Origin of the sequence: Collinsella aerofaciens (genome assembly GCF_020181355.1) — a bacterium.
Taxonomy (GTDB): Bacteria; Actinomycetota; Coriobacteriia; order Coriobacteriales; family Coriobacteriaceae; genus Collinsella.
In genome coordinates, this window is the sequence record NZ_CP084004.1 from 226,940 (window position 1) to 246,948 (window position 20,009).

Sequence of the window (20,009 nt, forward strand, 5' to 3'; positions counted from 1 at the left end):
AGGACGTGGGCACGATGACCGAAGCCGCTGTTGAAACCTACGACACCACGACGAGGGGCGCCGCCTCGATGGCAGCCTATCGCGCCGTTCGCATCCTGCAGCTCTTGAGCGAAAACACCGGCGAAGACAAGGCCATGCTTTCCGATGAGCTGATCCGGCGCCTCGCCCATCCCGACGACCCCGCCCGCATGCCCATCTCGGCGGCGCGGCGCAGCATCTACACCGCCATCTCCGCGCTTCGCCATGCCGGATACGAAATTGAGTACAAACGCGGCGTGGGCTACAAACTTCTTACCCGCCCGCTCACCGATGAAGAGATCATCCGGCTCCACGGTATGGTCATGCGCAACCGCTCCACGCCTATCGCTATCCGCAAGAGCATGGCGCAGCACTTAGTTGCCATGGCGAGCGCCGACGTTCGCGGCTACCTCGATACACCCGAACCCGCTCCAAGCGCAGGCAGCAAGGCTACCAAGGCAACACGCACGCCCATCAAGCGCATCGACACGTGCGAGCTCGTCGAGCAGGCCATCGACCACGGAACCACGGTGAGTTTTGATATTTCGAGCGTCACGACACGCGGCGAAACCGAAGCAGCACGGATGACACTCCGTCCCTTTGCCATCAGGCAGCGCGATGGCATCTCGTATCTGCTGGGAACGGTCTACGACGCCCGAGGCACCGACGATACGCTGCGCACCGTCGAGATCGCCCGTATGAGAAACGTCACCACACGTCTCCTCGACGGCAAGAAGCTCTTCGCCGCCCTAGACGAGGACGACGCCTCCTCCGCCGCATAAGACCCTCCGCCGCCCATTCGACTACCCGTACCGCCCATCCGATTCTGTATTAAAAACCCGCCAGGCTGTTGTAAAAATGGACATCAGCGCTACTATAGTTCCACTTGCACTTTGTCCCAGTGCAGTGTTTCCAGCCATTTTTATACTGGGGGTAATGATATGAAGGACATCACCATCAGCCGCAGGAGCCTTCTGGTCTCCGCTGGCCTGCTCGCGCTCGCCCCGCTCGCCGGATGCGGCGGCAACTCTGGTTCCGGCTCTGTTGCCGCCGGTTCCGACTACACTATCGGCGTTCTGCAGCTCATCGAGCACTCCGCACTCGATGCCGCCAACGACGGCTTTGTCAAGGCCATCAAGGAGAGCGGCCTTAAGGTCAAGATCGACCAGAAGAACGCCCAGAACGACCAGTCCACGTGTAAGTCCATTGCTGACAAGTTTGTGGGCGACAACGTCAACCTGATTTATGCCATCGCCACGCCCGCCGCGCAGGCTGCCGCCGGCGCCACGGCCGATATCCCCATCGTGGGCTGCGCCATCACCGACTACGCCGCCTCCGGCCTGGTCCAGGACAACGACAAGCCGGGCACCAACGTCACGGGCGCTTCCGACCTCACCCCGGTCGCCGAGCAGCTCGAGATGATGCAGAAGGTCCTGCCCGACGTTAAAAAGGTCGGCCTGCTCTACTGCACCGCCGAGTCCAACTCCGACGTCCAGATCAAGGCCGCCAAGAAGGAGCTCGACAAGCTGGGCCTCGAGTACACCGATTTCACCGTCTCGAGCTCCAACGAGATTCAGTCCGTCGTCGAGTCTGCCGTGGGCAAGGTCGACGCGCTGTACTCCCCCACCGACAACACCATCGCCGCGGGCGCCTCGCAGGTGGGCCAGATCTGCAAGGAGAACAAGCTTCCCTTCGTGACTGGCGAGGAGGGCATGTGCATGGCCGGCGGCCTGTTCACCCTCTCCATCAATTACGAGGATCTGGGCTACGCCGCGGGCGAGATGGCCGTCAAGATTCTGAAGGGCGAGGCCAAGCCCGAAGACATGCCTATCAAGCACCTCTCGAGCAAGGACCTGGTCGTCGTCAAGAACGACGAGATGGCCGAGGCCCTGGGCATCGACCTTTCCGCTCTGGACGCGTAATGCTATACGCGGCATGCGTCTAGAGCCCGTGCTCGCGCTTTAGCTGCGTTATTCAATATCTGAGCCACAGGGGCGGGCGCTGTAGACCGGCGTCCGCCCTGCTTGTTTCAGGTAAAACAAAACGTCTGTCCGCAGCTCTTCTATGCATTGTTACCGCTATTATGGTGAATCACGTGTCCACCCTATCCTAGGAGGTATGAAGCATGCTCATTGCATTGCAGGGCGCCGTTTCGCAGGGCGTCCTCTGGGGCATTATGGTGCTTGGCGTGTTTATCACGTTCCGCCTGCTCGACATTCCCGATATGACCTGCGACGGCAGCTTTGCCCTCGGCGGCTGCGTCTGCGCTGTGCTCATCGTCAATAACAACGTCGACCCGCTGCTCGCCGTGCTGGCCGGTATGTGCGCCGGCGCCATCGCGGGTGCCGTCACGGGCATTTTGACCACCGTCTTCGAGATTCCCGCGATCCTCGCCGGAATCCTCACCCAGATCAGCCTGTGGTCCATCAACCTGCGCATCATGGGCAAGTCCAATACGCCAATTCTTGCCAAGGGCACCGTGTTCTCGGCCGTCAGCAATATGACCGGTCTGCCGCAGTCCACCGTTGCCATCATCTTGGGCATCCTGCTCGCCGTGGCTATCGTTGCCATCCTGTATTGGTTCTTTGGCACCGAGATCGGCTCGGCGCTGCGCGCCACCGGCAACAACGAGTACATGATCCGCGCTCTGGGCGTCAACACCAACTCCACCAAGATGATCGCCCTCGTGCTCTCCAACGCCCTCATCGGCCTTTCGGGCGCGCTTATCTGCCAGAGCCAGAAGTATGCCGACATTGGTATGGGCACCGGTGCCATCGTTATCGGTCTTGCCGCCATTGTTATCGGTGAGGTGCTCGGCCGTCTGCTGCCCGGCGGCCTCACGCAGTTTAGCGTCCGTCTTGCCTCCGCCGTCTTTGGCTCCGTGGTGTACTTCCTTATCCGCGCCATCGTGCTGCAGTTGGGCATGGACGCCAACGACATGAAGTTGCTCTCCGCCGTGATCGTCGCCGTGGCCCTGTGCGTGCCCGTGGTTTGGGAGCGCTATAAGCTCCGCAGCTCCTACACGAAGGGGGATGAGGCAGATGCTTAAGCTCTCGCACGTCAAGAAGACCTTTAACAAGGGCACCGTCACCGAGAAGCGCGCGCTCACCGGCGTCGACCTCACCCTGAATGACGGCGACTTTGTAACCGTGATCGGCGGCAATGGCGCCGGCAAGTCCACGCTGCTCAACATGATCGCCGGCGTGTACCCGCTCGATTCGGGCGTTATTGAGCTCGACGGCACCGACATCTCGCGCCTGAGCGAGTCGCAGCGCGCCAAGTACCTGGGCCGCGTGTTTCAGGACCCCATGCGCGGTACCGCTGCCGACATGCAAATCGCCGAGAACCTGGCCCTCGCCAAGCGTCGCGGCCAGCGTCGCGGCCTTTCGTGGGGCGTCACCAAGGCCGAGAAAGATGAGTACGTTGAGCTGCTCAAGCGCCTGGACCTTGGTCTGGACACGCGTCTCAACGCCAAGGTCGGCCTGCTCTCGGGCGGCCAGCGCCAGGCACTCACCCTGCTCATGGCCACGCTCACCAAGCCACGCCTGCTGCTGCTCGACGAGCACACCGCGGCCCTCGACCCCAAGACGGCCTCTAAGGTGCTCAATCTGACCGAGGAGATCGTCGACGAGAACCACCTCACCACGCTCATGGTCACGCATAACATGAACGACGCTATCCGTCTGGGCAACCGTCTGATCATGATGCACGAAGGCCACGTGATCTACGACGTGGCGGGCGATGAGAAGAAGTCGCTCACCGTAGCCGACCTGCTGCAGAAGTTCGAGGAGGTCTCGGGCGGCGAGCTCGCCAACGACCGCATGCTGCTGAGCTAAAACCTGCCAAAAAGGGACAGGTTTATTTTGGCAGGTTTTATCTGCGCAAACGTCAAAACCGCCGCTAAGGGACAGGCGCCCTTGCGGCGGTTTTCGCATATTATGTCGATAATCCGATATTCAACCAGACATTCTGGCTAAGGACTAAGGAAACTGCCATGAAAAGACTCCCCCGCCTTGCGTTAGCCGCCGCGTTGTTTGCCGGCGCGCTCGCAGGCATCCCAAGCCTCGCTTTCGCGGGGAACCTGCCCGCCGCCATTGACGGCTCCGTGGCCGTCATGCACACCAACGACATCCACGGCAGCTACAAGTACAGCTACAACGCAAGCAAGGGCACCGGCACTGTGGGCTTTGATGGGCTGGCGGTTCTCTATAGCGCCCAAAACAGCGCCCCCGATCTTTTGCTCGATGCGGGCGACACCTTCCACGGGCAGTCCTTCGCCACCATGAGCGAGGGCAAGAGCATCGCCGAGCTCATGGACACCTTCTATGTAGACGGCTACGACGCGACCACGCCGGGCAACCACGACTGGAGCTACGGCGCAGACAAACTCCGCACCATGACCGGCTACAGCACCACCGGCACGCCCTTCGCCATGCTCTGCGCGAACGCGAAGTCCACGAGCGGCGTATGGAGCTCGAGCATCACGAAGACGCTCGATCGCACCTGGGAGGATACCGAGGATCACTCCACATTCGACTACAAAATCAAGGTCGGCGTCGTGGGTGCCATGGATGAGTCGCTAGGTTCCTCGCTGCGCGCGGACCTGGTCGCGGGCACCAGCTTCTCGAGTGCCGCGAACGCCATCAATACCGAGGCAGAGCAGCTGCGCAAGGAGGGCTGCGATGTTGTTGTGTGTATCGCGCACACGCTCGACGCCAAGACCTTTGCCACGCGACTCCGTGGCGTCGATGCCCTTATCGCAGGCCACGAGCACATCAACCTTAACGAGAAGGTGACGGGAGCCGACGGCAAGACGATCCACGTTGTCGAGGCAGGCAGCGCCTTTGCCGAGGTGGGGCTGCTTTCCATTCCGTACAAGTACAACACGAATGACACCGAGACGACCGACGATGACACGGTCACGGTCCCTGCAGACGGTAGCGACGAGAAGCTCTACACCGCCAAGAACGTCAACGACCTTTTGGCAGACCCCGACAAGGGCTCCGACTACCAAAGCCGCCTTGAAGCCGTCCGCAACAAGATCAAGCCGCTCGACGAGGACTTTGAAAACGAATCGAACAAGGTGCTCGGCACATCCACCACCAACTATTTCTACGGCGAGGACGCCGCAGGCACGCATGGTTGGGAAATGGTGCGCACCACCGATTTCCGCCCCAGCAAGGAGGGCGACACCACCAAGGCCCAGACCATCGGCCACGTGATTTGCGGCTCCTATCTTGCCCTGACGGGCGCGGACTTCCTCGCAGCGCTCGAGCACTCGCTACAAATCAGCGACGATTGCAACGACAGCTACGAGCTTCAGCAGGCTTATGTGGCGGCCGGTCACACCGAGCAGGAGGCGCAAAACAAGTACAAGTGGCGCGATGACTCTGGCAGCGTTCTCTCCTTTGGCGGCATCAACGTGACGATTGATTGGACGCAGCCCGAAGGCAAGCGCATTGTGAGTGCCACACTCACCAAAGACGGCAGCACGTTCGATCCCACCAAGACCTATACCGTCGCCACCAACAACTACATCATTACCAACACGACCGACTTCCCCACCTTCGCAAACGCCACCAAGCACACCGAGTGGGGTACCTGCGAGTCAGCGCTAAGGGCGCTGATCGGGCAGAACGGCTGGGAGAGCAAGATGGCCGGGCTCGCCGGCACCATCGGCTTCGGCTCCGCAGCCGTGGACCCCACGCCCTCACCGGCCCCGACGCCTAAGCCCTCGTCTAAGACGGACACGGCGACCACGAAGGTCATCACCAAGAAGACGACCGGTAAGCTTGCCGCAACGGGAGACCGCACGCTGGCAGTAGTTGGCGCGTGCCTTATCGGCGGCATCATCGTCATCATGCTCGGCATTATCTGGAAGCGTCGACGCTAAGCTACACCGCCGGGCCTTACAGCCCCGCCGCGTAAACCTTATATCGAGCACAGAAGCCCGTCCGATGTGATCGGACGGGCTTCTTGGTGGGTATCATGGTTGGACGATCATTAGGAGGTTTTCCCTACATGGAATTGTTTGAGCCGATTCTTCATTTCTTTGAGCAACGGTGGGTCCACAACATCATCTGGGCCGTCATCTTGGCGATAGGCACCGCCGTCGCCGCCAAGGTCGTATCCAAGACCCTGAACCATCTGCTTAACCGAGACGATAACCCGCTTCCGGCATCGAGTATCTTCATCAACATCGCGCGCGCCGTCATCTGGATGATCGGCGGCAGCTTTATCCTCGACAACTGCTTTGGCATTAACGCAAACGCGCTCGTCGCCGCTCTTGGCGTCGGCGGCATCGCTATCTCGCTCGGCTTTCAGGACACGCTGTCAAACCTTATCGGCGGCATGCAGGTGACCTTTATGGGCATCATCAAGCCCGGCGACAATATCGAGGTCGGCGGCGTATCCGGCGTGGTCCAAGACATCACTTGGCGCCATACAACGATTGAGGATGCCTGTGGACAGACCATCATTGTGCCCAACTCCAACATTTCCAAGAACACACTCGTGCATTTGATGCCCTTTGGGCGCGTGGCCGTGCCCGTTGCCGTAAAGGACACGTCCAAGTGGGCTTCCCTTGACGTGCTGGCAGACGAGCTGACCAGCGCCACCAAGACCGCCGTGCTTCCCATCTCGGGCTTTGACAAGGAGCCCTACGTACTCTTTAGCGAAATCGGCGACTTTGGCATCAAAGGAAAGATCATCTTTATCGTCAGCGACGACAGCACTACTTTCACGGCAGCCGACGCCTGCATCCGTGCCATCGCCCCCATCATCGCCTAACCCGCCAAAAAGGGACAGGCACCTTTGTGGTGGTTTTCATTCGTGGTACCATGGTTCATATAGTTGTTTAAACGACTAAGGGAGCAACATCATGGAAGAGGCCTATCGTCAAGCACGCAAGCGCGGCGAGCAGGGACGCCGTCGCGCCATCAGCCAAAGCGAGCACCCGTACCTTACGGACCTCGACAGCCTCGTTGCCCAGCTCCCCTTAGGTCAGCGAGAGAATGTCGGCCTAAGGGATATTCCGCTCGAAATGGTCGTCGGCACAGTCACCAAAGGCCGTCAGTCCGCCTTTTCATGCAACTTTATGCCCCTGCTGCCGTTTAACACTGAGTTCGCCCGCAAGTGGTCCAACCTCTACGACATCCAGGTAACCGAGGGCTATCGCGATCCCATCATCGTCACCGAGTTCATGCATCGGTTCTATGTCCAGGAAGGCAACAAACGCGTCAGTGTCCTCAAATTCCTGGACGCTCCAACGGTTTCGGCCAGGGTCACCCGTCTCTACCCCGGCACATGGGATTCCGTCGAAAGCCGCCTGTACGGTGAATTCTGCGCGTTTTGGCGCGTCTGCCCCCTATACGAAATCGAGTTCTCGCGTGAGGGAAGCTACGAGACGCTCGCCAAGATGCTCGGTCGGAACCTTATCGAAAAATGGCCGCAGAAAAAGGTCGACTACCTGCGCCACACCTTCCTGCTCTTTAAGCGCGCCTACCTTCGCGCAGGCGGCGACCACCTGGACATTACGCCCGCCGACGCCATGCTCGTCTACCTCAATGTGTACAACCAGGACCGCCTGCTGGATACGCCGACGGATATCGTCGTAAACCGCCTGTGCAAGATTTGGCGCGAGCTGGTCATTGCCGGCAAAAACGACGAGGACAAGGTCGATCTTGTCGAAGCGCCGAGCGTCGATGAGGAGGAGTCGCCCGCCAAGTCCACCTCCGGCGTGCTCAACTTCTTTATGGGCAAGACTGTCTATTCGGCGGCCAACCCCCTGCGTATCGCCTTTATCCATGAGTTCCCCTGTGCGGCGTCGAGCTGGGACAGTCTGCACGACCAAGGACGTCAGTATCTCGATGAGCACTTTGACGGTATCGTGCGCACCGAGGCGTTCGAAGACTGTCACGATCCGGACGTGTTCTACGCCGCCGTGGAAACGGCTGTCAAACATGGAGACAACGTCATCTTCTCGACCTCGCACCGCCTGATGGAATACACGCTCAGAGCTGCCGTTGAGTATCCCCAGGTTCGGTTCCTTAACTGCTCTATCGGCCTTCCCCACCAAAGCGTCCGTTCGTACTTTGGCAAGATGTACGAGGCCAAGTTCCTCCTGGGCGCCCTTGCCGCCAGCATGGCGGACAACCATCGCATCGGCTACCACGCGTCGGTCTTCGCATCCGGCGCGCTCAGCGAGATCAATGCCTTTGCCATCGGTGCCTCGCTGCTCGACCCCCGCGCGCAAATTATCCTCACCTGGGGCGATGTGCCCGCCGGCGGTCTCGCCGAGGCCATGTGCCGCGAAGGCGTGAGCGTCATGACCGGCGCTGACATGTCAAAGTCGCTCGAAGACCCTACGGCCTACGGACTCCACCGCCTGGTCGATGGCAAGGTTACCGGCATCGCCATGCCGGTATGGAACTGGGGCCGTTACTACGAGCTCATCGTTCGCAGCCTTCTGCACGGCACGTGGGACGAGACCAGCGATGACAACCAAGTGCGCGCCGTCAACTACTGGTACGGCATGAGCTCCGGCGTTATCGACATCCGTTACGCTCCGGGCCTACCCTACCAGACGCGCAAACTCGTGCAGTTGCTCCGCAACGGCATTGTCGAGGGATCCATCAACCCCTTTGGCGGCGAGCTCCACAGTCAGAACGGCGTGGTACAGATCGAAGGCTTCCCTCCGCTGCCGAGCACGCAGATTGTCGAGATGAATTGGCTGGCGGATAACGTGGTAGGCACCATTCCGCAGCTCGACGATGAGCCGAAAGTCCCTGCCCTATGAAAATCCTTGCCATAGCCGATACCGAAGAACGATGCCTTTGGGAGTGCTTTCGCAAGGAACGCTTTGAGGGCGTCGACCTGATTTTGTCCGCCGGCGATCTGGACCCGGACTATCTTGAGTTTTTGGTTACGGTCATCAACAAACCGCTCATCTACGTGCGCGGCAATCACGATGACCGCTACGCACGTCATGCACCGGGTGGATGTATCTGCGTAGAGGACAGCGTGTACACGTACCGAGGGATTCGCATTGCGGGCCTTGGCGGGTCCATGCGTTATCGCGACGGCGCCAACATGTACACCGAACGCGAGATGTCCAAGCGCATGCGTAAGCTGTCGCGTAAGGTTAGGATGGTCGGCGGGTGCGACATTCTGCTTACCCATGCACCCGCCGCCGGTATGGGTGATCTGGACGATCTGCCGCATCGAGGATTCGAGTGTTTTAACACAGCACTCGAATCCTGGAATCCCGACTACATGGTGCACGGGCATGTGCACCAAAGCTACGGTTGCGATTTTCAGCGCGAGCGTCAGCATGTGTGTGGAACGACGATCATCAACGCCTGCGGCTATACGCAGTTTGAGCTCGACCAGACGCACTACCCCATCCGCGGCTGGCAAGCAGCTTGGCTCAACTCACAAACCATGCGCCGCGAGCTCAAACGCCACGAAGCCATCGAGTCTTCAACAGCCAGAACACCCTGGTAACCACCATAAAGGGGACACTGTCCCCTTTATGGTGCTTTTGACGCGATAGCAAGAAACCCGGTCCTGCACAATGAACTGCGTCCCAAATCTTGGACGCCCTAAATAGCGACTAGGCCGCGAGGGCCTGATTCCGGAACTCCTCCGGGGTCAGGCCCTTCAATCTTACCTGCCTCCGGCTCGTGTTCCAGTGGACTATGTATTCCTCCAGGTCGCGTTTGAAATCCTCGAACGTCTCCCACTCGCGGCCCCGGTAGAACTCGTCCTTGACGTGGCCGAAGAGCTGCTCGGTGGCGGCGTTGTCGATGCAGTTCGCCTTCCTGGACATGCTCTGGACGATGCCGGCGGCCTCGAGCCTGGATGTGTACGAGGCGTGCTGGTACTGCCAGCCCCGGTCCGAGTGCATGGTCGGGGCGGCGCCCTCGGGGATCTTGGACAGCAGCTCGTCGAGCATCCTGACCTGCTGGGCCATGTCGGGCGTGGTCGATATGTCGCTCGCCACGATCTCCTTGGTGCAGAAGTCCAGCGTCGGGGCCCAGTAGGCCTTGCCGCCCGCCACCTTGAACTCGGTGACGTCCGTTCCCAGCTTCCGCCACGGGGCCCCGGCGTCGAAATCCCTCGCGATCACGTTCTCGAACGTCCTGCCGACGACGCCCCTGTACGAGTTGTACCTGTGGTAGGCCGTCTCGCGTCTGATACCGCAGCGAATCCCCATCTCGCGCATCATCTTGAGCACGGTCTTGTCGGCTATCACGGTCCCCTCTTCCGCCCTGAGGCACATCGCTATCTGCCGGTGCCCGCAGCCGTTGGCGGTGCGCGAGAAGATCTCGGCGGCCGCCTCCCAGAGCTCGGGGCGCGTGGGCCTCGGCGGGTGCGCGAGGGCGTAGTAGTAGGTCGACCGCTTGAGCTCGGCGCATGCGAGCAGGTGCCCGAGCGCGTGCCCCTCGGCGCGCAGGGCCGCGACCGCTTCGGCCTTCGCCCTGGTCAGAGCCCGTCCCTCTCGACCAGGGCGCGTAATTTTTTTAGGTAGGCCACCTCGGCCTCGAGCCTACGGCACCGCTCCTCGAGCTCCTCCTCGCGGGTCCGCGGCCTCGCCTTGGAACCGCTCGGGCGGCCCTTGGGCCTCGGGCGCAGGGCCTCCGCGCCGCCCCGGCGGTATAGCGCGCACCACTTCTTGAGCGGCGACATCGACATTATGCCGAACGCCGCCATCGCCTCGGTCTTCGTCATGCCGCCGTCGACGACGGCGGAGGCGGCGGCGACCTTCTGCTCGTATGTGTACCTGCCCTGCTTTCCGTCCATGCGCAGCAGCACCTCGCTCCCGAATGCGCGGTATATCTCCTGCCATCTTCTCACGGCTTCCACGGGAAGCGAAAGGGCGATCGCGGCAGATTTATACCCGTGCCCGAGCTCGAAGAGCCCTATGGCCGCCTTCCTGGCCTCGATATCATGCTTCACTCTCAAATCAACGCGCATAAAGAAAGCCTCCCATTTCTCATGTCCAAGAAATGGGAGGCAGTTCACAAGGCAGAACCGGGTTTCTTTAGCAATGCTTGCTGTACTCAGGCAGTAACTAGCAGTTACTCAGCCAGGAAGTCACGCTGGACAGCGGGATCGACCTTGACGCCAGGGCCCATGGTGGAAGACACGGAGATGGACTTGACGTACTTGCCCTTAGCAGAAGAGGGCTTGACGCGCAGAATCTCGGTGTACAGGGCAGCGTAGTTCTCGACGAGCTGCTGCTCAGAGAAGGACTTCTTGCCCAGGGGCACGTGGCAGATGCCGTAGCGGTCGGCGCGGTACTCAACGCGGCCAGCCTTGAGCTCGGAGACCATCTTGGCGACGTCCATGGTCACGGTGCCGAGCTTGGGGTTCGGCATGAGGCCACGGGGACCAAGGATCTTACCGATGCGGCCAACCTTGGCCATCATGTTCGGCGTAGCGATAGCGGCGTCGAAGTTGATCTCGCCCTTCTGAATCTGGGCGACGAGCTCGTCGGAACCGATGATGTCGGCGCCGGCAGCCTCAGCCTCACGGGCCTTCTCGCCCTCGGCGAAGACGGCAACACGAACGGTCTTGCCGGTGCCGTGGGGCAGGGAGATGGAACCACGGATGTTCTGGTCAGCCTTACGAGTATCGATGCCCAGACGGAAGTGAGCCTCGACGGTCTCGTCGAACTTGGCGGTGTCGAGCTCCTTGATGAGCTTGGCAGCCTGAAGGGGGGTGTAGAGCGTGGCGCGGTCGATCTTCTCGGCAGCGGCGTTATAGCTCTTACCATGCTTAGCCATGTGCATTACCTCCTGTGGTTAAACGGGCGTGAGCCCTCCCACATCGTATCGTGTGCCCTATTGCACACATTTAACGGGCGCCCCGGTCGGAGCACCCGCCGTTACCATAAGAAATCGCTACTCAGCGATGGTGACGCCCATGGAACGGGCGGTACCGGCGATGATCTTCTTGGCGGCGTCAATGTCGTTGGCATTGAGGTCCGGCATCTTGATCTCGGCGATCTTGGTGAGCTGCTCCTGGGAGAGCTGACCAACCTTGTCAGCCTGGGGCTTAGCGGAACCAGACTTGAGGTTCAGCTCCTTCTTGATAAGGTGAGCCGCCGGCGGGGTCTTGGTGATGAAGGAGAAGGACTTGTCCTCGTAGACAGAGATCTCAACGGGGATGATGTCACCCTTCTTGTCCTGCGTCTCGGCGTTAAAGGCCTGGCAGAACTGCATGATGTTCACGCCAGCAGCGCCCAGGGCGGGGCCGACGGGAGGAGCGGGGTTTGCTGCACCAGCAGGAATCTGGAGCTTAATGACGTTGGCAACCTTCTTCTCAGCCATGGTCATTCCTTTCGAATCACGAGTGTGAAGTACTTGCTATATCGTAAGCACGCACGTGTTAGAAGCACTCCTGAGATGAGCAGTCACAGAAGAAGCACGCTCGCGCGAACGGACGAAAACTTAAGCGATGACAGCGACCTGGTTAAAGTCGAGCTCGACCGGCGTCTCGCGGCCAAAGATCATCAGCGTGACCTTGAGCTTGCCAGCCTCGGTGTTAACCTCGGAGACCTTGCCATCAAAGTCGGTAAGCGGGCCATCGGTGACGCGGACGGACGTACCGACCTCAATATCAACCGAGGTGCGCTTGGGCGAATCGCCCTTACCGGGACGACGAGTCATCTTGTTGTACTCGTCGCGGGAAAGCGGAGCGGGCTTGCCGTTGCCGCCTAGGAAACCGGTGACGCCAGGCGTGTTACGAACACACGTCCAAGCATCGTCATCCATCTCCATGCGGACCAGGACATAACCCGGGAAGATCTTGGAATCCTTGGTCTCACGCTTGCCACCCTCTTTAATCTCGGTGACGCGCTCCATAGGAATCTCGATATCAAAGATACGGTCCTGCATGCCCATAGTCTCGATGCGATGCTCGAGATCGGACTTAACGCGGTTCTCGTATCCAGAGTAAGTGTGAACGACGTACCAACGCTTAGACATGGTTTAGCCCCTCAATCCAGAGAACAGAGCAAGAGCCTCGCCAAAGCCAGCATCGAGCAGAGCGATGACGACGCCGACGACGATCAGAGAAGCGCAAACAACAACCGAGTAGTTCACGAGCTCCTTCTTATCGGGCCACGTGACACGCTTCATCTCGGACTTGACCGAAGCGAAATACTTCTTGGTGCGGGCGAAGAAACCAGGCTTCTCGTTCTTCTTGGACTTCGCAGCCTTCTCGTTCTTCTTGGCAACGGCCTTCTTGGCCTCAACCTTGGAGTTGGCGGCAGCTTTGTTGGCAGGTGCCGGCTGCTGAGCCTTCTTCTTGTTCTTCTTGTTGGCCATTTGGGTTACCTCCGCGCAATGCGCTTATACATGAGTAAACCGTAAGCCCCCAAGTGGGAGCTTACGGAATAATGACTGGCACGCCAGGAAGGACTCGAACCCTCAACACTCGGTTTTGGAGACCGATGCTCTACCAATTGAACTACTGGCGTATGTGACTAGAGACTAGCGAGTCTCTTTGTGCAGCGTGTGGTGACGGCACCAGGGGCAATACTTCTTGATCTCCATACGATCAGGCATGGTCGACTTGTTCTTGGTGGTCGTATAGTTGCGGCGCTTGCACTCAGTGCACGCAAGAGTAACTAGAGTACGCATGTATCCTGAACCTTTCATTTCCGCCCCGTACGGGCACGAGTTGTTACTTTATCAGCTCCACGTAAGTGCTGTCAATGAAAACCTCGAGTCAATTGGTTCTCGGTGGATCCATTCATATTTGGAACACATCAATGAAGCCATCGAGAGCTAATCGACGGTGCATCCAGGACCATTATCGATCCTCTCGACACCAGCAACGGCTCAATATCCATTGCAGAAAAGAACCCGGCACCCATATAAGTGCCGGGTTCTCTAAGTCAGCTATATCAAAGAGCTAATTTACTCAATGATCGTGGAGACGATGCCCGAACCAACGGTGTGGCCACCCTCGCGGATAGCGAAGCGCAGGCCCTCCTCCATGGCGATCGGGTGGATGAGGTCGCCCTCGATGGTGATGTGGTCACCAGGCATAGCCATCTCGGTGCCCTCGGGGAGCTTGACCGTACCGGTAACGTCGGTGGTACGGAAGTAGAACTGAGGACGATAACCATCGAAGAACGGGGTGTGACGGCCGCCCTCCTCCTTGGTCAGAACGTAGATCTCGCCGGTGAACTTGGTGTGCGGGGTAACCGAACCGGGCTTGCAGAGAACCTGGCCGCGCTCGATGTCCTCACGCTTGATGCCGCGGAGCAGCAGACCGACGTTGTCGCCAGCCTCGCAGAAGTCCATGGACTTACGGAACATCTCGATACCGGTAACGACGGTGTTCTGGGTATCCTTGATGCCGACGATCTCGACGGGCTCGTTGAGCTTGAGCTCACCGCGCTCGACACGGCCAGTAGCAACGGTACCACGGCCGGAGATGGTCATAACGTCCTCAACGGCCATCAGGAACGGGAGGTCGTTGTTACGAGCAGGCGTCGGGATGTACTCGTCGACGGCCTTCATGAGCTCGCGAATGGCGTCCATCCACTTGGCGTCGCCCTCGAGAGCGCCCAGAGCGGAGCCACGGATGACGGGGATGTCGTCGCCGGGGAAATCGTACTCGGAGAGGAGCTCACGGGTCTCCATCTCGACGAGGTCGATGAGCTCGTCATCGTCGACCATGTCGCACTTGTTCAGGAAGACGACGATGTAGGGAACGCCGACCTGACGGGCGAGCAGGATGTGCTCGCGGGTCTGAGCCATGGGGCCGTCGGTAGCAGCGATGACCAGGATAGCGCCGTCCATCTGAGCAGCGCCGGAGATCATGTTCTTGACGTAGTCAGCGTGGCCCGGGCAGTCAACGTGAGCGTAGTGACGGGCAGCGGTCTCGTACTCAACGTGGGAGACGGAAATCGTAATGCCGCGCTCGCGCTCCTCGGGAGCCTTGTCGATGTTCTCGAACGCAGTGAAGTCAGCCTTGCAGCCCTCGGTCTCGGAGAGAACCTTGGTGATGGCAGCGGTCAGCGTGGTCTTGCCGTGGTCGACGTGACCAATGGTGCCGATGTTAACATGCGGCTTAGTGCGCTCAAACTTCTCTTTGGCCATAAAGCCCTCCTCTTAACAGGTCGTCCCCGGACGGGACTTTGCCTTTATACCATAGTGGCCTCTCAACATACTATTGAGAAGCCACCGTGTTACCTATGGTAGCGGTGACTGGATTCGAACCAGTGACGCCACGGGTATGAACCGTGTGCTCTAACCAACTGAGCTACACCGCCGGATGGAGCCTGCAACCAGACTTGAACTGGTGACCTCTTCGTTACCAACGAAGTGCTCTACCGACTGAGCTATACAGGCACTTGACGGGTGGGAGCTATAGGATTCGAACCTATGTAGGCAGAGCCAACGGGTTTACAGCCCGTCCCCATTAACCACTCGGGCAAACTCCCAATCGTTCAAGTATCCGCAGGTCCTTTGGTCTTTTGGACCGCCGCCCCCGCGAACGAAGAAGATAATACGATGCCACCTTGGGGGCTGTCAACGAAAACCTCTAGATACACGGTGCCGGGCGTATCTATATAGCCGTGACCTGCGGTTTTATTGAGTTTGGATATGAAGGACAGTGGTTTTGGATACTGAGGTGACGTTTCCCAAGGTAACACTTTGCTGTAGTGGAGTACACCTTCAGTATCGAACTTCGATACCAGCTTATTTGCACCTATATATAGGTCGAGATCGGGGCTTCCACGCCACGATCGAGCGTGGATTATCTCCCACTTTTAGCGCGGCTCTAAGGCCAAAGTGGCAGATTATCCACGTTCATTCCCAGGCGAGAGAACTGTAAAGCCGCAACTACTCGGGCCAGGCCAAAGTAGACCCATAAAGCGGCTCCCCCTTGGTGCAGGGGTAGCGACTCAAGTAACACGACGATAGCAAGTCGAAAAAATAAGTCGTGGCGTATTTCGAATAAACGCCGAGTCGGTCAATTCCGTTTCCCGCATTACCAAGACGATATACACGGTCAAAAGACCTCGATTTGTCATCGTTGCTAAACGCAGTAATTAGAATCTTCCTGCCCGAACGGCAATCAAGATACTCACGCGCCTGTGACGCAAATAGCCCGGAGACCGATACGAGAATTATCAATGACTGCGAAGCGTCTCCCATGTTTTTCAATTCCGCGACGTTAGCCCCAGCAACTATGCGAACTATCTTGCCCGCATAAAACATTTCCTGCTGAAATCGTACGAGATTGGCGCTCACATTATTGGTGCACCAGATTTCAACGTTTTTATGGCCATCAATTTCGTCGACAAGATGCTTAATAGCGATATCGGACACGCCGCTTTCAACCTCAGCGAACATCTCGATCATGCGAACGTCGAGCTCTGCCCTGTACTCCTCGTAGCCAAATTCCTCCTCTCGATGGCTTAAGTCGCTTGGAAAGACTGACTGAGTAAATGATTCTTTCAAATCGCTAAGAGACTGGTAGCCCAATCGATTGCAGAAACGACGAACAGCGGAACGAGTCACGAATGCATCGCGGGTTATTGCGGCAACATTGATTTCGCTCGAACGCCTAATGTGAGCGATGAGATATCGGGCGATGGCGGCATCGTTTGACCCAAACTCGCTGTTGATGATGGAGCTAATGCGATTGAGCACATCGAAGTCATTGATATTCACGTGATCCCTCTTTCCGCTCTCCTCGAAATCATGGTTCATTTATTGAATCAAACAGCTTTGGTCGTTCTCCTATGATTCAAATCAGTTGACGTCATCTTAATCATAATTCCGCCACACGTATCCACCGTGTTTTGAGTGACGGAAAGGGGATTCATGGGCAACGTGAACAACATGCCGTTTCTCTGGGGTTCCGCCACGGCGTCTTATCAGTGCGAGGGTGCCTGGAACGAAGACGGCAAAGGCCTTGGTGAGTGGGATTTCTTTAGCCACACAAGCAATAAGAACATCAACCATGTTGACGGTGATGTATCTTGCGACTTCTACCATCGCTATGAAGAAGATATCCGCATGATGAAAGAAGGCGGACAAAACACCTATCGCTTCTCTCTTTCATGGAGTCGAATCATCCCCACGGGTATCGGCGAAGTGAATGAAGAGGGTATCGATTTTTATAATCGGGTCATTGATTGCTGCCTCGAAAATGGCATAGAGCCCAACGTTACGCTGTTCCATTACGATCTGCCATTCACGCTTGCTTGCAAAGGCGGATGGCTGAACAACGACATGGCAGAGTGGTTCTGCAAATACGCCAAGATTTGCTTTGAGCGCTTTGGAGACCGCGTCAAAATCTGGGCTACCGTTAACGAGCCGCATTTCTACAGCTACTGCGTAAACATGTTGGGCAACTATCCCCCCAATCGATCGCTCGATGTTCAGTCGTACATGCAGTTTCAGTACAACCTGATGCGCGCAAGCGCACTCGCAGTCCGAGCATATCGTCAAATGGGCTACGACGGCATCATCGGCGCCGTCCACGATGGCGGCGTTGTCGAACTCGACCCGGCAACCGAGCACCCTGATGACGTATTTCGATACGCAGACTTTTTCGCCAATCGCATGATTCTGGCACCAGCGCTTCAGGGTCAACTGCCGCCAGAAATGGACGAAATCCTTGAAAAACTTGGCGTCTCGCTCTATCGATCCCCAAATGACGTAAAAGAATTCAGAGACGGTAAAGTCGATTTTATTGGACTCAACGTGTATTGCCGAGAGTATGTAACCGACTGGCACGGTGGAGAGCTTGCCGTTTCGGCGAACAATAAGGGCAGTTCGAGCAAAAGGGTCGAAGGAAAATGCATTGCGCCCTTGTTTGAAAGCGCCCGCGACAGCAATGTTCCCCGCAATAAATGGGGCCGCGAAATACTCCCAAGTTGCATGTATTCAACCATCATGGATGTCCACGAGCGCTATGACGCGCCCCGCATCTTTATTACGGAAAACGGACATGGCGCCTATGAGCAACCAGACACAGACGGAATGATCCACGATGATGACCGCATCGAGCTTCTGGGCCAGTTCATCGAGCACATGATGAGGGCTAAGCGCGACGGCGCGCGCGTTGAGGGTTACTACCTCTGGTCGACGATGGATCTGTATAGCTGGATCAACGGCTACGAAAAACGATACGGACTTGTCCATATCGACTTCGAGAACAATCTGGAGCGCACCCCCAAAAAGAGCTGGTATTGGTACCGAGACCTTATCTCGAAGTATCAAGAGCAGGAAGGTTAGGAGAAAGAGATGAAATATCAGGCAATGTCCGAAACAGTCCTAAAGGCTGTTGGCGGCAAAGAGAACATTACATCGGTAACTCATTGTGCGACACGCCTTCGCATCGACGCACGAGACACCTCGATCATCGATCTCCAGCTCGCCAAATCGGCCGATCAGGCGCTCGGGGCAGTAGTCAGCGGTGGCCAGCTTCAGGTGATCATCGGCCCCAACGTCACCGAGGCTTACAACGACTTCCTCGACTTCGCGGGAATCGAAGTCGGCGGTGGCACGGTTGCCGACGATGCCCAAACCGCCAAAGACCTTGCAGAAGGCATTAAAAGCGGTAACACCGCCATGGGCTTGATTGAGAAATTCGGGAACGTCTCTGCACAGGTATTCATGCCCATCGTCCCGGCGCTCATCGTTGGCGGACTCATTCTTTCGATCAAGAATCTCCTGGTCAATTATTGCGGATTAAGCACCGATAGCGGAACCGCCCAGGTCCTGTTGGCGATCTTTAGCGCTTCGTTTAGCTTCTTGCCCGTTTATCTTGGTTATCAGCTCGCAGCCGTCATGAAGATGCAGCCCATCATGGGCGCATTGCTGGGCGCGATCATGATCAGCTCGTCCATTAGCGGTGCCGAGGGTCTCGACTTTCTTGGTATCCCCATCCCGACGAACGACTATTCGAGTACGGTAGTGCCCATCGTACTGGGCGTTGTGTTCATGTACTTTGTCGACCGCAGCCTTCAGAAGATCATTCCCGACGTTACCAAACTGTTCTTGAAGCCGCTGCTCACCATGATCATCGTCGTGCCCGTCGAGCTGATTATCCTTGGCCCCGCCGGCAGCATGATGGGCTACGCGCTGAGTGATGCCGTCACGTGGCTTATGGACAACGTGGCATTTATCGCTACTCCGATCCTGGCAGCCCTTAACCCCTATTTCGTCATGCTCGGTCTCGATAAGGCTTACATCGCAATCGAAGTTACGAGCCTGGCGCAGCTCGGTTGGGCACCCATTATCTTTGGATTCATCTCGAACCTCTGCATTGGCGGCACGAGCCTCGCCCTGGCAACTGCCATGAAGGGAAACAAGGAGAAGAAGGGTATGGTCACCACGGTTGCCGTTACCGCACTCTGTGGCGTAACCGAGCCCGCGTTCTACGGTTGCCTCATCGAGCGTCCCCGCCTGCTTGTCGGCACGGCAATCGGCGCGCTCTGCGCTGGACTCCCTGCAGGCATCTTTGTTCTGAAAGAGTATGTTGCGGGAGCATGCCCCGGCCTTCTTTCGGCACTCATCTTTATCGCTCCCGATGGGTCCATGGGCAACTTCGTGCTGGCATGCGTTGTCGCCATCATCGCCATCGTCGTCTCTTTCATCGCTGCACGCGTAATCATCAAGAAGAACCCCAGCTATATTGAGTAGATGCCCGCTGTTTGCATTGGGGACATCCTCGGCAGACCATTAGCAAGAACCCAAGAAGTCCCTTAGGAGCTCGATTAATCCATTCGGATTCCTGAGGCACAAACGACCCCGATTCCACAATGAAATCGGGGTCGTTGTTTCTAAAGCCGTCGATAGACAATCGGTGTTTACCTTAGCTCCCTATCCAAGTTAATTATCCACGCTCGTTCTCCGGTCGGGAGATTTTCTTCGCTCGCGTGTCCAGAAATCCACGCTCGAGCAGGACATCCAGGTCCGCGCCCGCCCTTGTCTCGATCTGTAACAGCAAGA

Annotated in this window: 19 protein-coding genes and 4 tRNA genes; 10 read left to right on the forward strand and 13 right to left on the reverse strand. The window is 57.8% G+C overall.

Annotated features, from left to right (window positions below; translation table 11 throughout):
* The first annotated feature begins 14 nt into the window (after positions 1 to 14).
* The 8 genes from LCQ44_RS00995 to LCQ44_RS01030 all read left to right on the forward strand — a co-directional run bounded on the left by LCQ44_RS00995 (position 15) and on the right by LCQ44_RS01030 (position 9,522).
* Positions 15 to 800, forward strand: coding sequence for a hypothetical protein (locus LCQ44_RS00995; RefSeq protein ID WP_195444122.1), 786 nt, complete (start codon positions 15 to 17; stop codon positions 798 to 800).
* 159 nt (positions 801 to 959) lie between these two features.
* Positions 960 to 1,940: an ABC transporter substrate-binding protein gene (locus tag LCQ44_RS01000; RefSeq protein ID WP_225093842.1), complete on the forward strand. Its 981-nt coding sequence runs from the start codon at positions 960 to 962 to the stop codon at positions 1,938 to 1,940.
* Between the two features lie 203 nt (positions 1,941 to 2,143).
* On the forward strand, positions 2,144 to 3,067 hold the full coding sequence (locus tag LCQ44_RS01005) for an ABC transporter permease (RefSeq protein ID WP_006234992.1): 924 nt from the start codon (positions 2,144 to 2,146) through the stop codon (positions 3,065 to 3,067).
* A complete protein-coding gene (locus tag LCQ44_RS01010; RefSeq protein ID WP_022093887.1) occupies positions 3,060 to 3,854 on the forward strand; it encodes an ABC transporter ATP-binding protein in 795 nt (264 codons plus the stop codon). Before LCQ44_RS01005 ends, LCQ44_RS01010 begins: the two co-directional genes overlap by 8 nt.
* Positions 3,855 to 4,012: 158 nt before the next feature.
* Positions 4,013 to 5,911: a bifunctional metallophosphatase/5'-nucleotidase gene (locus LCQ44_RS01015; protein ID WP_225093843.1), complete on the forward strand. Its 1,899-nt coding sequence runs from the start codon at positions 4,013 to 4,015 to the stop codon at positions 5,909 to 5,911.
* A gap of 128 nt (positions 5,912 to 6,039) precedes the next feature.
* A complete protein-coding gene (locus LCQ44_RS01020; protein ID WP_225093844.1) occupies positions 6,040 to 6,807 on the forward strand; it encodes a mechanosensitive ion channel family protein in 768 nt (255 codons plus the stop codon).
* 91 nt (positions 6,808 to 6,898) lie between these two features.
* A complete protein-coding gene (locus LCQ44_RS01025; protein WP_161145283.1) occupies positions 6,899 to 8,815 on the forward strand; it encodes a BMP family ABC transporter substrate-binding protein in 1,917 nt (638 codons plus the stop codon).
* A complete protein-coding gene (locus tag LCQ44_RS01030; RefSeq protein WP_117799696.1) occupies positions 8,812 to 9,522 on the forward strand; it encodes a metallophosphoesterase family protein in 711 nt (236 codons plus the stop codon). The genes LCQ44_RS01025 and LCQ44_RS01030 overlap by 4 nt, the downstream gene beginning before the upstream one ends.
* A 109-nt stretch (positions 9,523 to 9,631) precedes the next feature.
* On the opposite strand, the gene LCQ44_RS01035 is transcribed toward LCQ44_RS01030, so the two are convergent.
* The 13 genes from LCQ44_RS01035 to LCQ44_RS01095 all read right to left on the reverse strand — a co-directional run bounded on the left by LCQ44_RS01035 (position 9,632) and on the right by LCQ44_RS01095 (position 16,718).
* Positions 9,632 to 10,537, reverse strand: coding sequence for an IS3 family transposase (locus tag LCQ44_RS01035; RefSeq protein ID WP_225094231.1), 906 nt, complete (start codon positions 10,535 to 10,537; stop codon positions 9,632 to 9,634).
* Complete coding sequence (locus LCQ44_RS01040) at positions 10,504 to 10,995, reverse strand: helix-turn-helix domain-containing protein (protein WP_225093249.1); 492 nt, start codon at positions 10,993 to 10,995, stop codon at positions 10,504 to 10,506. Before LCQ44_RS01040 ends, LCQ44_RS01035 begins: the two co-directional genes overlap by 34 nt.
* A gap of 104 nt (positions 10,996 to 11,099) precedes the next feature.
* Positions 11,100 to 11,807, reverse strand: a complete 708-nt coding sequence (rplA, locus tag LCQ44_RS01045) for a 50S ribosomal protein L1 (RefSeq protein WP_022093892.1) — start codon at positions 11,805 to 11,807, stop codon at positions 11,100 to 11,102.
* 117 nt (positions 11,808 to 11,924) lie between these two features.
* Positions 11,925 to 12,353, reverse strand: a complete 429-nt coding sequence (rplK, locus tag LCQ44_RS01050; protein WP_022093893.1) for a 50S ribosomal protein L11 — start codon at positions 12,351 to 12,353, stop codon at positions 11,925 to 11,927.
* A gap of 120 nt (positions 12,354 to 12,473) precedes the next feature.
* A complete protein-coding gene (gene nusG / locus LCQ44_RS01055) occupies positions 12,474 to 13,010 on the reverse strand; it encodes a transcription termination/antitermination protein NusG (RefSeq protein ID WP_099432095.1) in 537 nt (178 codons plus the stop codon).
* A gap of 3 nt (positions 13,011 to 13,013) precedes the next feature.
* A complete protein-coding gene (gene secE / locus LCQ44_RS01060) occupies positions 13,014 to 13,352 on the reverse strand; it encodes a preprotein translocase subunit SecE (RefSeq protein WP_035137537.1) in 339 nt (112 codons plus the stop codon).
* Positions 13,353 to 13,428: 76 nt separating this feature from the next.
* Positions 13,429 to 13,504 (reverse strand) — tRNA-Trp (locus LCQ44_RS01065).
* 13 nt (positions 13,505 to 13,517) lie between these two features.
* On the reverse strand, positions 13,518 to 13,667 hold the full coding sequence (gene rpmG, locus LCQ44_RS01070) for a 50S ribosomal protein L33 (protein ID WP_022093895.1): 150 nt from the start codon (positions 13,665 to 13,667) through the stop codon (positions 13,518 to 13,520).
* Positions 13,668 to 13,946: 279 nt separating this feature from the next.
* Positions 13,947 to 15,137 carry an elongation factor Tu gene (tuf, locus tag LCQ44_RS01075; RefSeq protein WP_035137538.1) on the reverse strand — a complete coding sequence of 397 codons (1,191 nt, stop codon included), beginning with the start codon at positions 15,135 to 15,137 and terminating at the stop codon, positions 13,947 to 13,949.
* Positions 15,138 to 15,233: 96 nt separating this feature from the next.
* A tRNA-Met gene (locus tag LCQ44_RS01080) sits at positions 15,234 to 15,310 on the reverse strand.
* A gap of 3 nt (positions 15,311 to 15,313) precedes the next feature.
* Positions 15,314 to 15,389: transfer RNA gene (locus LCQ44_RS01085), tRNA-Thr, on the reverse strand.
* 10 nt (positions 15,390 to 15,399) lie between these two features.
* A tRNA-Tyr gene (locus LCQ44_RS01090) sits at positions 15,400 to 15,481 on the reverse strand.
* Between the two features lie 403 nt (positions 15,482 to 15,884).
* Complete coding sequence (locus LCQ44_RS01095) at positions 15,885 to 16,718, reverse strand: MurR/RpiR family transcriptional regulator (protein WP_225093845.1); 834 nt, start codon at positions 16,716 to 16,718, stop codon at positions 15,885 to 15,887.
* 153 nt (positions 16,719 to 16,871) lie between these two features.
* On the opposite strand from LCQ44_RS01095, the gene LCQ44_RS01100 reads away from it, so the two are divergent.
* Both LCQ44_RS01100 and LCQ44_RS01105 read left to right on the forward strand, forming a co-directional pair.
* Entirely contained in the window at positions 16,872 to 18,290 is a 1,419-nt protein-coding gene (locus LCQ44_RS01100) for a glycoside hydrolase family 1 protein (RefSeq protein ID WP_161145281.1), read from the forward strand.
* A 9-nt stretch (positions 18,291 to 18,299) separates the two neighbouring features.
* Complete coding sequence (locus LCQ44_RS01105) at positions 18,300 to 19,700, forward strand: PTS transporter subunit EIIC (RefSeq protein WP_161145280.1); 1,401 nt, start codon at positions 18,300 to 18,302, stop codon at positions 19,698 to 19,700.
* The last annotated feature ends 309 nt before the right edge of the window (positions 19,701 to 20,009 follow it).

Bases quoted from the DNA above. Each gene is read 5' to 3' on its own strand.
- LCQ44_RS00995 (WP_195444122.1), top strand. From the start codon at position 15: ATGACCGAAGCCGCTGTTGAAACCTACGACACCACGACGAGGGGCGCC.
- LCQ44_RS01000 (WP_225093842.1), top strand. From the start codon at position 960: ATGAAGGACATCACCATCAGCCGCAGGAGCCTTCTGGTCTCCGCTGGC.
- LCQ44_RS01005 (WP_006234992.1), top strand. From the start codon at position 2,144: ATGCTCATTGCATTGCAGGGCGCCGTTTCGCAGGGCGTCCTCTGGGGC.
- LCQ44_RS01010 (WP_022093887.1), top strand. From the start codon at position 3,060: ATGCTTAAGCTCTCGCACGTCAAGAAGACCTTTAACAAGGGCACCGTC.
- LCQ44_RS01015 (WP_225093843.1), top strand. From the start codon at position 4,013: ATGAAAAGACTCCCCCGCCTTGCGTTAGCCGCCGCGTTGTTTGCCGGC.
- LCQ44_RS01020 (WP_225093844.1), top strand. From the start codon at position 6,040: ATGGAATTGTTTGAGCCGATTCTTCATTTCTTTGAGCAACGGTGGGTC.
- LCQ44_RS01025 (WP_161145283.1), top strand. From the start codon at position 6,899: ATGGAAGAGGCCTATCGTCAAGCACGCAAGCGCGGCGAGCAGGGACGC.
- LCQ44_RS01030 (WP_117799696.1), top strand. From the start codon at position 8,812: ATGAAAATCCTTGCCATAGCCGATACCGAAGAACGATGCCTTTGGGAG.
- LCQ44_RS01040 (WP_225093249.1), bottom strand. From the start codon at position 10,995: ATGCGCGTTGATTTGAGAGTGAAGCATGATATCGAGGCCAGGAAGGCG.
- rplA (WP_022093892.1), bottom strand. From the start codon at position 11,807: ATGGCTAAGCATGGTAAGAGCTATAACGCCGCTGCCGAGAAGATCGAC.
- rplK (WP_022093893.1), bottom strand. From the start codon at position 12,353: ATGGCTGAGAAGAAGGTTGCCAACGTCATTAAGCTCCAGATTCCTGCT.
- nusG (WP_099432095.1), bottom strand. From the start codon at position 13,010: ATGTCTAAGCGTTGGTACGTCGTTCACACTTACTCTGGATACGAGAAC.
- secE (WP_035137537.1), bottom strand. From the start codon at position 13,352: ATGGCCAACAAGAAGAACAAGAAGAAGGCTCAGCAGCCGGCACCTGCC.
- rpmG (WP_022093895.1), bottom strand. From the start codon at position 13,667: ATGCGTACTCTAGTTACTCTTGCGTGCACTGAGTGCAAGCGCCGCAAC.
- tuf (WP_035137538.1), bottom strand. From the start codon at position 15,137: ATGGCCAAAGAGAAGTTTGAGCGCACTAAGCCGCATGTTAACATCGGC.
- LCQ44_RS01100 (WP_161145281.1), top strand. From the start codon at position 16,872: ATGGGCAACGTGAACAACATGCCGTTTCTCTGGGGTTCCGCCACGGCG.
- LCQ44_RS01105 (WP_161145280.1), top strand. From the start codon at position 18,300: ATGAAATATCAGGCAATGTCCGAAACAGTCCTAAAGGCTGTTGGCGGC.